General features: G+C 60.5%; 14 protein-coding genes. 13 read left to right on the top strand and 1 reads right to left on the bottom strand.

The features are described 5' to 3' along the window. Positions 1-14: 14 nt before the first annotated feature. On the bottom strand, positions 15-797 hold the full coding sequence (map, locus tag JV241A_RS19100; RefSeq protein WP_115088387.1) for a type I methionyl aminopeptidase: 783 nt from the start codon (positions 795-797) through the stop codon (positions 15-17). Between the two features lie 344 nt (positions 798-1141). On the opposite strand from map, the gene rpsB reads away from it, so the two are divergent. The 13 genes from rpsB (at position 1142) to lpxA (ending at position 13958) form a co-directional block, all read left to right on the top strand. After that, positions 1142-1882 (top strand): 30S ribosomal protein S2, encoded by a 741-nt coding sequence (gene rpsB, locus JV241A_RS19095; RefSeq protein WP_115088386.1) that lies wholly within the window; start codon positions 1142-1144, stop codon positions 1880-1882. Between the two features lie 193 nt (positions 1883-2075). Continuing rightward, on the top strand, positions 2076-2939 hold the full coding sequence (gene tsf / locus JV241A_RS19090) for a translation elongation factor Ts (RefSeq protein ID WP_115088385.1): 864 nt from the start codon (positions 2076-2078) through the stop codon (positions 2937-2939). Positions 2940-3121: 182 nt separating this feature from the next. Next, a complete protein-coding gene (pyrH, locus tag JV241A_RS19085; RefSeq protein ID WP_038614006.1) occupies positions 3122-3865 on the top strand; it encodes a UMP kinase in 744 nt (247 codons plus the stop codon). Further along, on the top strand, positions 3862-4419 hold the full coding sequence (gene frr / locus JV241A_RS19080) for a ribosome recycling factor (RefSeq protein ID WP_038996742.1): 558 nt from the start codon (positions 3862-3864) through the stop codon (positions 4417-4419). The genes pyrH and frr overlap by 4 nt, the downstream gene beginning before the upstream one ends. An 18-nt stretch (positions 4420-4437) precedes the next feature. Then, a complete protein-coding gene (gene uppS / locus JV241A_RS19075; protein WP_115088384.1) occupies positions 4438-5193 on the top strand; it encodes a polyprenyl diphosphate synthase in 756 nt (251 codons plus the stop codon). Continuing rightward, positions 5193-6008: a phosphatidate cytidylyltransferase gene (locus JV241A_RS19070; protein ID WP_115088383.1), complete on the top strand. Its 816-nt coding sequence runs from the start codon at positions 5193-5195 to the stop codon at positions 6006-6008. The genes uppS and JV241A_RS19070 overlap by 1 nt, the downstream gene beginning before the upstream one ends. Next, positions 6005-7195 carry a 1-deoxy-D-xylulose-5-phosphate reductoisomerase gene (gene ispC, locus JV241A_RS19065; RefSeq protein WP_134064014.1) on the top strand — a complete coding sequence of 397 codons (1191 nt, stop codon included), beginning with the start codon at positions 6005-6007 and terminating at the stop codon, positions 7193-7195. Before JV241A_RS19070 ends, ispC begins: the two co-directional genes overlap by 4 nt. 57 nt (positions 7196-7252) lie before the next feature. Beyond that, positions 7253-8605 (top strand): RIP metalloprotease RseP, encoded by a 1353-nt coding sequence (gene rseP, locus JV241A_RS19060; RefSeq protein ID WP_115088381.1) that lies wholly within the window; start codon positions 7253-7255, stop codon positions 8603-8605. 74 nt (positions 8606-8679) lie between these two features. After that, positions 8680-11028, top strand: coding sequence for an outer membrane protein assembly factor BamA (gene bamA, locus JV241A_RS19055; RefSeq protein WP_134064012.1), 2349 nt, complete (start codon positions 8680-8682; stop codon positions 11026-11028). A gap of 44 nt (positions 11029-11072) precedes the next feature. Further along, on the top strand, positions 11073-11576 hold the full coding sequence (locus JV241A_RS19050; protein ID WP_038996736.1) for an OmpH family outer membrane protein: 504 nt from the start codon (positions 11073-11075) through the stop codon (positions 11574-11576). Continuing rightward, entirely contained in the window at positions 11573-12634 is a 1062-nt protein-coding gene (gene lpxD, locus JV241A_RS19045; protein WP_177414897.1) for a UDP-3-O-(3-hydroxymyristoyl)glucosamine N-acyltransferase, read from the top strand. Before JV241A_RS19050 ends, lpxD begins: the two co-directional genes overlap by 4 nt. Before the next feature lie 110 nt (positions 12635-12744). Continuing rightward, positions 12745-13185: a 3-hydroxyacyl-ACP dehydratase FabZ gene (gene fabZ / locus JV241A_RS19040; protein ID WP_010224833.1), complete on the top strand. Its 441-nt coding sequence runs from the start codon at positions 12745-12747 to the stop codon at positions 13183-13185. Further along, positions 13182-13958 (top strand): acyl-ACP--UDP-N-acetylglucosamine O-acyltransferase, encoded by a 777-nt coding sequence (gene lpxA / locus JV241A_RS19035; RefSeq protein WP_115088378.1) that lies wholly within the window; start codon positions 13182-13184, stop codon positions 13956-13958. Before fabZ ends, lpxA begins: the two co-directional genes overlap by 4 nt.

Below are 13958 nucleotides of genomic sequence, written 5' to 3'. Positions count from 1 at the left end.
CTTTCCTGTAAGAGTCAGGCCGATGTGCGCGGAATAGTGTCGTCTTTACGCAGGGTGAAGATTTCGTAACCGGTCGCGGTCACCACCAGGGTGTGCTCCCACTGGGCCGAGAGCTTGCGGTCCTTGGTGATGGCGGTCCAGCCGTCGCCCAGCACCTTGGTGTCGGCCTTGCCCTGGTTGATCATCGGCTCGATGGTGAAGGTCATGCCTTCCTTGAGCTCCATGCCGGTGCCGGCGCGGCCGTAGTGCAGGATCTGCGGCTCTTCGTGGAACACCTTGCCGATGCCGTGGCCGCAGAACTCGCGCACCACCGAGAAGCCGTTCTTTTCCGCGTGCTTCTGGATCACTTCACCGATGTCGCCCAGGCGGCAGCCCGGCTTGACCAGTTCGATGGCCTTGTACATGCATTCCTGGGTGACCTGGGACAGGCGCTCGGCCCACACCGGCACGCTGCCGACGTGGAACATGCGGCTAGTGTCGCCGTGGTAGCCGTCCTTGATCACCGTGACGTCGATGTTCAGGGTGTCGCCATCCTTGAGCGGTTTGTCACCGGGGATGCCGTGACAGACCACGTGGTTGACCGAGGTGCAGATCGACTTGGGGAAACCCTTGTAGTTGAGTGGCGCCGGGATCGCTTTCTGGACGTTGACGATGTAGTCGTGGCACAGGCGGTCGAGCGCTTCGGTGGTGACACCGGGCTTGACGTGCTCTTCGATCATCTCCAGGACTTCGGCGGCCAGACGGCCGGCGACGCGCATCTTTTCGATGTCTTCGGCGGTTTTGATGGTAACGGTCATTACAGGCTCTCTACGGCGCAGCAAGGCGCGAATAATCTGGGGAAAGGCCGGATTCTAACAGAGCCATGCCCGATTCAGGCGGCTATGGCGCTGATACAGCCTTTATATAAGGGCCATTCTGGCGCTAATGGGCGGTGTGTGCAAAAGCCTGTGACGTTCTATGGTAATTCGGGTTTCGCTTGGCGGGCATCTGTGGTATAAAATGCGCCGCTTTCCGGGGATAGCTCCGGAAGCACTAAACCCACACACGTGTCGACACGATGACCTGGGTGCCTTCGATCTTAGGGTCGCGGGTTGGTCATTGGGATACGTGGAGGCCCAACCCGACTTATCAAGGAACTATCATGTCCCAAGTCAACATGCGCGATATGCTGAAGGCCGGTGTGCACTTCGGTCACCAAACCCGTTACTGGAATCCGAAAATGGGTAAGTACATTTTCGGCGCGCGTAACAAGATTCACATCATCAACCTTGAAAAAACCCTGCCAATGTTCAACGAGGCACTGACCTTCGTAGAGCGCCTGGCCCAGGGCAAAAACAAGATTCTGTTCGTCGGCACCAAGCGTTCCGCTGGCAAGATCGTTGCTGAAGAAGCAGCACGTTGCGGTTCGCCGTACGTCGATCACCGCTGGTTGGGCGGCATGCTGACCAACTACAAGACCATCCGTGCTTCGATCAAGCGTCTGCGCGACCTGGAAGTCCAGTCCGAAGACGGCACTTTCGCCAAGCTGACCAAGAAAGAAGCCCTGATGCGTTCGCGCGATCTGGAAAAACTGGATCGCAGCCTGGGTGGTATCAAGGACATGGGCGGCCTGCCTGATGCCCTGTTCGTGATCGACGTTGACCACGAGCGCATCGCTATCACCGAAGCCAACAAGCTGGGCATCCCGGTCATCGGCGTTGTCGATACCAACTCCAGCCCAGAAGGCGTTGACTACATCATCCCAGGTAACGATGACGCCATCCGCGCTATCCAGCTGTACATGGGTTCGATGGCTGACGCCGTTATCCGTGGCCGCAACAACGTTGCTGGCGGTACCGAAGTGTACGCCGAAGAAGCAGCAGCACCGGCTGCCGAAGCCTGAGTAGCTGACGCTTAGCGTCTACTCGGCACGCGAAAAGGGGGCTTTGCCCCCTTTTTGCCACCTTGAAATCCTCTTGTCAGCATCGCCGTTGCAATCTTGTTACTGCATGAGTGCTGGTAAGTGGATTTACAGAATTGAACGCCCGTCAAGTATCGGGTGGAATGGTTGAAAACCTATCCAAGAGGAATTTGAAATGGCAGCAATTACTGCAGCGCTGGTCAAAGAACTGCGTGAGCGTACCGGCGAAGGCATGATGGATTGCAAAAAGGCCCTGGAAAAGGCCGGCGGCGACATCGAGAAAGCCATTGACGACATGCGCGCTTCGGGCGCCATCAAGGCCGCTAAAAAGGCCGGCAACGTTGCCGCTGAAGGCGCTATCGCCATCAAGGCCGACGACAAGTCCGCCGTTCTGCTGGAAGTCAACTCGCAGACCGACTTCCTGGCCCTGCAAGACGACTTCAAAACCTTCGTAGCCGAAAGCGTTGAGCAAGCCTTCGCCGAGAAGCTGACTGACGCGGCTCCGCTGATCGCTTCCCGCGAATCGGCTCGTGAAGCCCTGGTTGCCAAGGTTGGCGAGAACGTCAACATCCGTCGCCTGGTGCGCGTTGAAGGTGACGTTGTCGGCACCTACCTGCACGGCAACAAGATCGGTGTTGCTGTTGTCCTGAAGGGCGGCGACGTCCAGCTGGCCAAAGAAATCGCCATGCACGTGGCTGCAAGCAACCCTGAGTTCCTGCTGCCATCGGAAGTTTCGGCTGAAGCGATCGAGCGCGAGAAGAACGTCTTCCTGACCCTGAACGAAGAGAAGATCAAGGGCAAGCCTGAGAACATCGTCGAGAACATGGTCAAAGGCCGTATCTCGAAGTTCCTGGCCGAAGCCAGCCTGGTCGAGCAAGCGTTCGTCATGAACCCGGAAATCAAGGTCGGTGAGCTGGCCAAGAAAGCTGGCGCTGAAATCGTTTCCTTCACCTACTTCAAAGTAGGCGAAGGCATCGAGAAGCCGGTCGACAACTTCGCTGAAGAAGTTGCCGCTCAGCTGGCTGCTGCCAAGCAATAAGACAGATTCACCTCTGTCGCCCCGAAGAGGCTGCCCGCTCACGCGCGCAGCCTCTTTGTCAAAGCGGGAGCGGTTTACGAGACCGCCTTTCGCTGGCGCAGTAGCTGCGCCACGCTAGAGTTACGCGCAGGCTGAAAACAGCCCGCCAGATTTTTTTACAAACGCCGCAGGAGAGATTCGCAATGGCTCAGCAGGGCAGTGGTTATCAAGCTCGCTATAAACGCATTCTACTCAAGCTTAGCGGCGAGGCCCTGATGGGCTCGGAAGAGTTCGGGATCGACCCCAAGGTCCTGGATCGCATGGCGCTGGAAGTCGGCCAACTGGTCGGCATTGGTGTTCAGGTAGGCTTGGTGATCGGTGGTGGCAACCTGTTCCGTGGCGCGGCGCTCAGTGCAGCCGGCATGGACCGCGTCACTGGCGACCACATGGGCATGCTGGCGACCGTAATGAATGCCCTGGCCATGCGCGATGCGCTGGAGCGGGCGAACATTACCGCGATCGTCATGTCGGCCATCTCCATGGTAGGCGTGACCGATCACTATGATCGCCGCAAAGCCATGCGCCACCTGAACTCGAAAGAAGTGGTCATCTTCGCTGCCGGTACCGGCAACCCGTTCTTCACCACTGACTCCGCCGCTTGCCTGCGCGCCATCGAAATCGATGCCGACGTGGTATTGAAGGCAACCAAGGTCGATGGTGTATACACTGCAGATCCATTCAAAGACCCGCATGCCGAGAAGTTCGATCATCTGACCTACGATGAAGTGCTGGATCGCAAGCTGGGCGTGATGGACCTGACGGCAATCTGCCTGTGCCGCGACCACAAGATGCCGCTGCGCGTCTTCAACATGAACAAGCCCGGCGCCCTGCTGAACATCGTGCATGGCGGCGCTGAAGGAACTCTGATCGAGGAAGTTCAAAAATGATCAACGAAATCAAGAAAGACGCTCAAGAGCGCATGCAAAAGTCGCTGGAGTCCTTGGCGCACGCTTTCAGCCGAATCCGTACTGGCCAGGCGCATCCTAGCGTTCTGGAAGGTGTGATGGTTCCTTACTACGGTGCCGATACGCCGATCAAGCAAGTGGCCAACATCACCGTGAAAGATGCCCGTACCCTGCAGGTCGTGGCGTTCGAGCGCAATATGCTGGGCGCTGTCGACAAGGCTATCGGCAGTGCGGGTCTGAACCTCAACCCGACCAACCTGGGCGAGTTGCTGCTGATCACCATGCCGGCGCTGACCGAAGAGACCCGCAAGGGTTTCACCAAGCAGGCTCGTGACGCCGCTGAAGATGGCCGTATTGCCGTGCGCAATATCCGTCGCGATGCACTGAGCCAGCTCAAGGATCTGGTCAAGGAAAAGGAAATCAGCGAAGACGACGAACGCCGTGCCGCCGACGAAATCCAGAAGCTGACTGACAAATTCGTGGCTGAGATCGAAGTTGCCGTCAAGCAGAAAGAAAAGGACCTGATGGCCGTTTAAGGGTCGGGACTTTTTTCAATGGAAAAGACCAAGCAAGGTGTGTCCCCATCGGTGCCGCGCCATGTCGCGATCATCATGGATGGGAATAATCGCTGGGCGAAGAAGCGCCTGTTGCCCGGTGTCGCCGGGCATAAGGCCGGTGTGGACGCGGTGCGCGCGGTCATCGAGGTATGCGCCGAGGCCAAGGTCGAGGTGCTGACCCTGTTCGCCTTTTCCAGTGAAAACTGGCAGCGCCCGGCTGAAGAGGTCGGGGCGTTGATGGAGCTGTTCTTCTCGGCCTTGCGCCGGGAAGCCAAGCGCCTCAACGACAACAACATCAGCCTGCGCATCATCGGTGACCGCTCGCGCTTTCACCCTGAGCTGCAGGCCGCCATGCGTGAAGCCGAAGCGCTGACCGCTGGCAGCAACCGCTTCATCCTGCAGATCGCCGCCAACTATGGCGGTCAGTGGGATATCGCCCAGGCCGCCCAGCGCCTGGCGCGGGAAGTCCAGGCCGGTCACCTGCGTCCGGACGATATCACCCCCGAGCTGCTGCAGACCTGCCTGGCCACAGGCGACCTGCCGCTGCCCGATCTGTGCATCCGTACCGGTGGTGAGCGCCGCATCAGCAATTTCCTGTTGTGGCAGCTGGCCTACGCCGAGTTGTACTTTTCCGACCTGTTCTGGCCGGACTTCAAACACGAGGCCATGCGCACCGCGCTGGCCGATTTCGCTTCGCGCCAGCGCCGCTTCGGGAAAACCAGCGAGCAGGTCGAAGCTGGAGCCCGTGCTTAATGCTTAAACAACGCATCATTACTGCGCTGATCCTGCTGCCGATCGCCTTGTGTGGCTTCTTCCTGCTGAACGGTGGCGATTTTGCCCTGTTCATCGGTGTGGTGGTGACCCTGGGCGCCTGGGAATGGGCACGCCTGGCCGGCCTGGTCGCGCAATCCCTGCGGGTAGCCTATGCGGCGGTCGTCGCCGGGCTGCTGATGCTGCTCTACCTGATGCCCGACCTGGCACCGTGGGTGCTGGGCGCGTCGGTATTGTGGTGGGGGCTGGCCACCTGGCTGGTGCTCACCTATCCGCGCAGCAGCGAGCTGTGGGCCAGTGCTGCCTGCCGCCTGCTGATCGGGCTGCTGATCCTGCTGCCGGCCTGGCAAGGCCTGGTGCTGCTCAAGCAGTGGCCGCTGGGCAACTGGCTGATCATGGCGGTCATGGTGCTGGTCTGGGGTGCGGACATCGGTGCGTATTTCTCCGGCCGCGCCTTCGGCAAGCGCAAACTGGCCCCGCAGGTGAGCCCGGGCAAGAGCTGGGAAGGCGTCTATGGCGGCCTGGTCCTGAGTCTGGTCATCACCGCTGCGGTGGGTATCTACCGTGACTGGAGCGCAGGCGAGCTGATGCTTGGCCTGTTCGGCGCTGCAGTGGTGGTGTTGGTGTCGGTGGTTGGCGACCTGACCGAAAGCATGTTCAAGCGCCGCTCGGGGATCAAGGACAGCAGTAATCTGCTGCCCGGCCACGGTGGCGTGCTGGACCGTATCGACAGCCTCACCGCGGCTATTCCGGTGTTTGCCGTGCTGCTCTGGGCAGCCAATTGGGGCGCGATGTGAGCGGCGTGCAACGTATTACCGTGCTGGGTGCGACTGGCTCCATCGGCCTGAGCACCCTCGATGTGATTGCCCGCCATCCGGATCGTTACCAGGTGTTCGCCCTGAGCGGTTATTCGCGCCTGCAAGAGCTGCTGGCCCTGTGCGTGCGCCATACCCCGGTGTTTGCCGTGGTGCCGACAGCCGAATCTGCGCAGCAACTGCGTGAAGGCCTGGCGGCAGCCGGCTTGGCCACTGAAGTGCTGGTCGGCGAAGAGGGCTTGTGCCAGGTGGCCGCAGCTGCCGAGGTGGATGCCGTGATGGCCGCGATCGTCGGCGCTGCGGGCCTGTGCCCGACCCTGGCGGCAGTCGAGGCGGGCAAGAAGGTGTTGCTGGCCAACAAGGAAGCGCTGGTGATGTCCGGCGCCTTGTTCATGCAGGCGGTACGTCGCAGTGGTGCGGTGCTGCTGCCGATCGACAGCGAGCACAATGCGATCTTCCAGTGCCTGCCGGGTGATTACTCCCGCGGCCTGGCTCAGGTTGGCGTGCGCCGTATCCTGTTGACCGCCTCTGGCGGGCCGTTTCGCGAAACGCCGATGGCCGAGCTTGTGGATGTCAGTCCCGAGCAGGCCTGCGCCCACCCGAACTGGTCCATGGGGCGCAAGATCTCGGTCGACTCGGCGAGCATGATGAACAAGGGCCTGGAGCTGATCGAGGCCTGCTGGCTGTTCGATGCCCGGCCGAGCCAGGTTGAGGTGGTGGTGCACCCGCAAAGTGTGATCCACTCGCTGGTCGATTATGTCGACGGTTCGGTGCTGGCCCAGTTGGGTAATCCGGACATGCGCACGCCGATCGCCAATGCTCTGGCTTGGCCGGAGCGTATCGATTCGGGCGTGGCGCCACTGGACCTGTTCGCGATTGCCCGGCTGGACTTCAAGGCGCCGGACGAGCAGCGTTTCCCTTGCCTGCGCCTGGCCCGTGAGGCGGCCGAGGCGGGTAACAGCGCGCCGGCCATGCTCAACGCGGCCAACGAAGTGGCGGTGGAGGCATTTCTCCAGCGGCGCATCCGCTTCCCCGAGATCGCGAGTATGATCGAACAAGTGCTCGATCAGGAGCCGGTGGTTGCCGTCGAGTCGCTTGATGCGGTGTTTGCCGCTGATCAGCGTGCGCGGCAACTGGCCGGACAATGGTTGGCTCATCACGGTCGCTGAGGCCTGGCGCATCAGTGCGTCAGGCCCGGTGCCGCTGAACGTCATTCGGAGAAAGACATGAGTGCGCTCTACATGATTATCGGCACCCTGGTGGCATTGGGTGTGCTGGTCACCTTTCACGAATTCGGTCACTTCTGGGTGGCCCGGCGTTGCGGCGTCAAGGTTTTGCGTTTCTCCGTCGGTTTCGGCATGCCGCTGCTGCGCTGGCATGACCGCCATGGCACGGAGTTCGTGGTGGCGGCCATTCCGCTGGGCGGCTACGTGAAGATGCTCGACGAGCGCGAAGGCGAGGTGCCGCGCGATCAGGTCGAGCAATCGTTCAACCGCAAGTCCGTGCGCCAGCGCATCGCGATTGTTGCCGCGGGCCCGGTGGCCAACTTTCTCCTGGCGTTTTTCTTCTTCTGGGTCCTGGCCATGGTCGGCACCCAGCAGGAGCGTCCGGTCATCGGTGCGGTCGAGGCGGGGAGTATCGCCGAAGTGGCCGGGCTCACAGCTGGCCAGGAAATTGTTTCCATTGATGGCAAGCCAACCAGTGGCTGGGCGGCAGTCAACCTGCAACTGATCCGCCGTCTGGGTGAAAGCGGCCAGTTGCACATCAGTGTGCGCGAGGAGGGCGCGTCCGTTGACAGCCCGCACGTGCTGACCCTCAATAACTGGCTCAAGGGCGCCGACGATCCGGACCCGATTCGCTCGCTGGGCTTGCGCCCGTGGCGCCCGGTATTGCCGCCGGTGCTGGCTGAACTCGACCCGAAGGGGCCGGCAAATGCTGCCGGGTTGAAAACCGGTGACCGTTTGCTGGCGCTCGATGGTCAGGCGCTGAACAACTGGCAGCAAGTGGTCGATACCGTACGTGGCCGGGCTGGCAGCAAGATCGTCCTGCGCATCGAGCGTGACGGGGCGCCGCTGGAGCTGCCGGTGACGTTGGCCAGCCGCGGTGAAGGCAAATCGGCCACGGGTTATCTCGGTGCCGGGGTCAAAGCGGTGAAGTGGCCGGATGCCATGCTTCGCGAAGTCAGTTACGGGCCGCTCGAGGCCGTAGGGGAGGGGCTTTCGCGGACCTGGAACATGAGTGTCCTGACCCTGGAATCGCTGAAGAAAATGCTGTTCGGCGAGCTCTCGGTAAAAAACTTGAGCGGACCGATAACCATTGCTAAAGTGGCGGGCGCTTCGGCCCAGTCCGGTGTTGGGGATTTCCTGAATTTCCTCGCCTACCTGAGCATTAGCCTGGGGGTTCTTAATTTGCTGCCCATTCCTGTACTGGATGGGGGGCATTTGCTGTTCTACCTGATCGAGTGGGCGCGTGGTCGTCCGCTTTCGGATCGGGTGCAAGGTTGGGGGATCCAGATCGGTATCAGTTTGGTAGTCGGGGTGATGTTGCTTGCCCTGATCAACGATTTGGGTCGACTGTAAAGCTTCGCTCAATTGCGAACCTGCCGCGTCCCGCGGTGGGTCGTTTATTGCCAGTTGGAATAAGAAAGGACTTCATGAAACGTCTGCTGCTAACTGCGGTTCTCGCCGTACTGATGATCGCTGAAGTTCACGCCGAGTCCTTCACCATCTCCGATATTCGTGTCAATGGTCTGCAGCGGGTTTCCGCGGGCAGCGTTTTTGGTGCCTTGCCATTGAACGTCGGCGATGAGGCCGATGACCGGCGCCTGGTGGAATCGACCCGGTCCCTGTTCAAGACCGGTTTCTTCCAGGACATCCAACTGAGCCGGGACGGCAACGTCCTGATCATTACCGTGGTCGAACGTCCTTCGGTTTCGAGCATCGAGATCGAAGGCAACAAGGCGATCAGCACCGAAGACCTGATGAAAGGTCTGAAGCAGTCCGGTCTGTCCGAAGGCGAGATCTTCCAGCGTGCCACCCTTGAAGGTGTGCGCAACGAACTGCAACGCCAGTACGTTGCCCAGGGCCGCTACTCGGCCGAGGTCGACACCGAGGTGGTGCCGCAACCGCGTAACCGCGTGGGCCTGAAGATCAAGATCAACGAAGGCACTGTCGCTGCGATCCAGCACATCAACGTGGTCGGCAACACCGTCTTCCCCGATGAAGACCTGATCGGCCTGTTCGAGCTCAAGACCACCAACTGGCTGTCGTTCTTCAAGAACGATGACAAGTACGCCCGCGAAAAACTCTCCGGTGACCTGGAGCGTCTGCGTTCCTACTACCTGGACCGCGGCTACATCAACATGGACATCGCTTCCACCCAGGTGTCGATCACCCCGGACAAGAAGCACGTCTACATCACCGTCAACGTCAACGAAGGCGAGAAGTACACGGTACGTGACGTCAAGCTCTCCGGTGACCTCAAAGTGCCGGAAGACCAGATCAAGTCGCTGCTGCTGGTCCAACCAGGCCAGGTGTTCTCGCGCAAGGTGATGACCACCACCTCCGAGCTGATCACCCGCCGTCTGGGTAACGAAGGCTATACCTTCGCCAACGTCAACGGTGTGCCACAGCCGCACGACGATGACCACACTGTCGATATCATGTTCGTGGTCGACCCGGGCAAGCGTGCCTACGTCAACCGCATCAACTTCCGCGGCAACACCAAGTCCGAAGACGAAGTGCTGCGTCGTGAAATGCGCCAGATGGAAGGCGGCTGGGCTTCGACCTACCTGATCGACCAGTCCAAGACCCGTCTGGAGCGCCTGGGCTTCTTCAAGGAAGTCAACGTCGAGACCCCGGCCGTACCGGGCACCGACGACCAGGTCGACGTCAACTACAGCGTTGAAGAACAAGCTTCCGGTTCGATCACCGCCAGCGTCGGTTTCGCCCAGAGCGCCGGCCTGATCCTCGGTGGTTCGATCAGCCAGACCAACTTCCTCGGTACCGGTAACAAGGTTTCCATCGGTCTGACCCGCAGTGAATACCAGAGCCGCTACAACTTCGGCTTCGTTGACCCCTACTGGACCGCCGATGGCGTCAGCCTGGGCTACAACGCTTTCTATCGCACCACCGACTACGATGACCTCGACGTCGACGTGGCCAGCTATGCGGTTGACAGCCTGGGTGCCGGTGTCAGTGTTGGCTACCCGATCAGCGAGACCTCGCGCCTGACCTTCGGCCTGACCGTACAGCAGGACGAGATCAAGACCGGCAAGTACACCGTTGACGAAATCTTCAAATTCGTCAACGAAGAAGGCGACAAGTACCTGAACTTCAAGGCCTCGGCCGGCTGGTCCGAGTCGACCCTGAACAAGGGCGTGCTGGCCACCCGTGGTCACTCGCAAAGCCTGGTGCTGGAAGCCACCACCCCGGGTAGCGACCTGTCGTTCTTCAAGCTGGATTACCGTGGTCAGCTGTTCAAGCCGATCACCAACGACTACACCCTGCGCCTGCATACCGAGCTGGGCTATGGTGACGGCTTCGGTGGCACCTCGGGCCTGCCGTTCTACGAGAACTACTACGCCGGTGGTTTCAACTCGGTACGTGGCTTCAAGGACAGCAGCCTGGGTCCACGCAGCACCCCGAGTACTGGCAAGAACCCGGGCACCATCGCCGACCCGGATCAGGACCCGCTGCCGTTCGGTGGTAACGTCCTCGTCCAGGGTGGTGTGGAGCTGCTGTTCCCGCTGCCGTTCGTCAAGGACCAACGCTCGCTGCGCACCTCGGTCTTCTGGGATGTGGGTAACGTTTTCGACACCAACTGCGGTTCCAAGCCGGACTGCGAGAAGGTCGGCCTGTCGGGCCTGGCCAGCTCCGTCGGCCTGGGCGTGACCTGGATTACCGCGCTCGGTCCGTTGAGCTTCAGTCTGGCAATGCCGGTGAAGAAGCCGGACGAAGCCGATACCCAGGTGTTCCAATTCTCTCTGGGTCAGACCTTCTAAGGTCTGACCCTTGCTAACGACAACGGATTCTGTAGGAGTGCATCGTGCGTAAGTTGACTCAACTGGCAGTACTGGCTGCGACCCTGATCGCAACCCCGGCTTTCGCCGAAATGAAAGTTGCCGTGCTGAACTATCAAATGGCTCTGCTCGAGTCGGACGCGGCGAAGAAGTACGCAGTCGATGCCGAGAAGAAATTCGGCCCGCAGCTGACCAAGCTGAAGAACCTGGAAAGCAGCGCCAAGGGCATTGCCGACCGGATCCGTGCCGGTGGCGACAAGATGGCCCAGCCTGAGCGCGAGCGCCTGGAGCTTGAATACAAGCAGAAAGCCCGTGACTTCCAGTTCCAGTCCAAGGAGCTGAACGAGTCCAAGGCCGTGGCTGATCGCGAAATGCTGAAACAACTGAAGCCGAAGCTGGATGGCGCGGTTGAAGAAGTGATCAAGAAAGGCGGTTTCGACCTGGTTCTCGAGCGTGGCGCGGTCATTGATGTCAAACCTCAGTACGACATCACCCGCCAGGTTATCGAGCGCATGAATCAGTCCCGTTGATCATGACCGTGACCATGAAACTCGGTCAGCTGGCCGAGTTCCTCGGCGCCACCCTGAGTGGCCCCGAGGAGCTGGAAATCACTGGCCTGGCGACCCTTCAGGAAGCCGGGCCGGGGCAGTTGAGCTTTCTCGCCAACCCGCAGTACCGCAAGTACCTGGTTGAAACCCACGCGGCAGCGATCCTGCTCAAGCCGGCCGACGCCGAGGGTTTTGCCGGTAACGCCCTGATCGTTCCCGATCCGTACCTCGCCTACGCGCGCATCTCCCACCTGTTCGATCCAAAGCCCAGGGCTGTAGCGGGAATTCATCCCAGCGCCGTGGTTGCCGCCGATGCCCAGGTCGATGCCAGCGCCAGTGTGGGTGCCTGTGCAGTGATCGAGAGCGGTGCGCAGATCGGCCCGGGCGTGACCATCGGTGCCCAGTGTTTCGTCGGCGCGCGTTGCGTGATCGGCGAGGGCGGCTGGCTGGCCCCGCGGGTGACCCTGTACCACGACGTGCGTATCGGCAAGCGTGTGGTCATTCAGTCGGGCGCGGTGATCGGTGGCGAAGGCTTCGGCTTTGCCAACGAGAAAGGCGTCTGGCAGAAAATCGCCCAGATCGGTGGTGTGAGCATCGGTGACGATGTCGAGATCGGCGTCAACACCGCGGTCGACCGCGGCGCTCTGGCCGATACCCGCATCGGTGACGGGGTCAAGCTCGACAACCAGATCCAGATCGCCCACAACGTGCAGATCGGCGATCATACGGCGATGGCGGCGTGTGTCGGAATTTCCGGCAGCACCAAGATTGGCAAGCACTGCACCATTGCCGGCGGTGTCGGCATGGTTGGACACATCGATGTCTGCGACAACGTTTTCGTATCCGGGATGACCATGGTGACGCGCTCGATTACCGAGCCAGGCGCCTATTCTTCCGGTACGGCGATGCAGCCGCTGGCCGAGTGGCGCAAGAGCGCCGCACGAATTCGCCAGCTGGACGAGATGTCAAAACGCCTTCAACAGCTGGAAAAGCGTCTCGCCGCCGTGACCTCCGGCGATAAAGCTTCATCAGAAGGCTGATACCATTTCCTGATCAAGAGTGAACAGCCCTAGACTGACTCTTTGATTTGCTAAAGGAGCGCCGTGTGAAAACCGGCGCTCCCTATCTTTACTACAGGCTTCCCCCCGAAATGATGGACATCAACGAGATTCGCGAATACCTGCCTCACCGTTACCCGTTCCTGCTGGTGGACCGGGTGGTGGAACTGGACGTCGAGGCCCAGCGCATTCGTGCCTACAAGAATGTCAGCATCAACGAACCTTTCTTCAATGGTCACTTCCCGGCGCATCCGATCATGCCGGGCGTGCTGATCATCGAGGCCATGGCCCAGGCGGCCGGCATCCTCGGCTTCAAGATGCTCGACGTCAAACCTGCGGACGGTACCCTGTACTACTTCGTCGGTTCCGACAAGCTGCGCTTCCGCCAGCCGGTGCTGCCGGGTGACCAGCTGATCCTCGAAGCCAAGTTCATCAGCTGCAAGCGCCAGATCTGGAAGTTCGAGTGCCAGGCGTCGGTCGACGGCAAGCCGGTATGCTCGGCCGAGATCATCTGCGCGGAACGCAAACTATGAGTTTGATTGACCCTCGGGCAATCATCGATCCATCGGCGAAGCTCGCCGACGGAGTCGAGGTAGGCCCTTGGTCGATCATCGGTGCCGGAGTCGAGATCGGCGAGGGGACCGTCATCGGTCCACACGTGATTCTCAAAGGGCCGACCCGCATCGGTCGGCACAACCGCATCTACCAGTTTTCCTCGGTAGGCGAAGACACCCCTGACCTCAAGTACAAGGGTGAAGCCACACGCCTGGTGATTGGCGATCACAACGTGATCCGCGAAGGCGTGACCATCCACCGTGGCACTGTGCAGGACCGCTCGGAAACCACCCTGGGTGATCACAACCTGATCATGGCCTATGCCCATATCGGTCACGACAGCGTCATTGGCAACCATTGCATCCTGGTCAACAACACTGCATTGGCTGGCCATGTGCATGTCGACGATTGGGCGATCCTCTCCGGGTTCACCCTGGTGCATCAGTTCTGCCATATCGGCGCCCACAGCTTTTCCGGCATGGGCACGGCGATCGGCAAGGATGTACCGGCCTACGTCACCGTGTTCGGCAACCCGGCTGAAGCGCGCAGCATGAACTTCGAGGGCATGCGCCGTCGCGGGTTCAGCGAAGACGCCATTCACGCCCTGCGCCGGGCCTACAAGGTGGTCTATCGCCAGGGCCTGACCGTCGAGCAGGCGATTGCCGAGCTTGTCGAGCCGGCTACCCAGTTCCCTGAAGTCGACGTGTTCCTCAAGTCGATCCAGAACTCCACTCGCGGCATCACCCGCTGA

This window comes from Pseudomonas sp. JV241A, assembly GCF_900275665.1.
Classification (GTDB): domain Bacteria; phylum Pseudomonadota; class Gammaproteobacteria; order Pseudomonadales; family Pseudomonadaceae; genus Aquipseudomonas; species Aquipseudomonas wadenswilerensis.
This window is presented reverse-complemented; position numbering and strand designations above follow the sequence as displayed.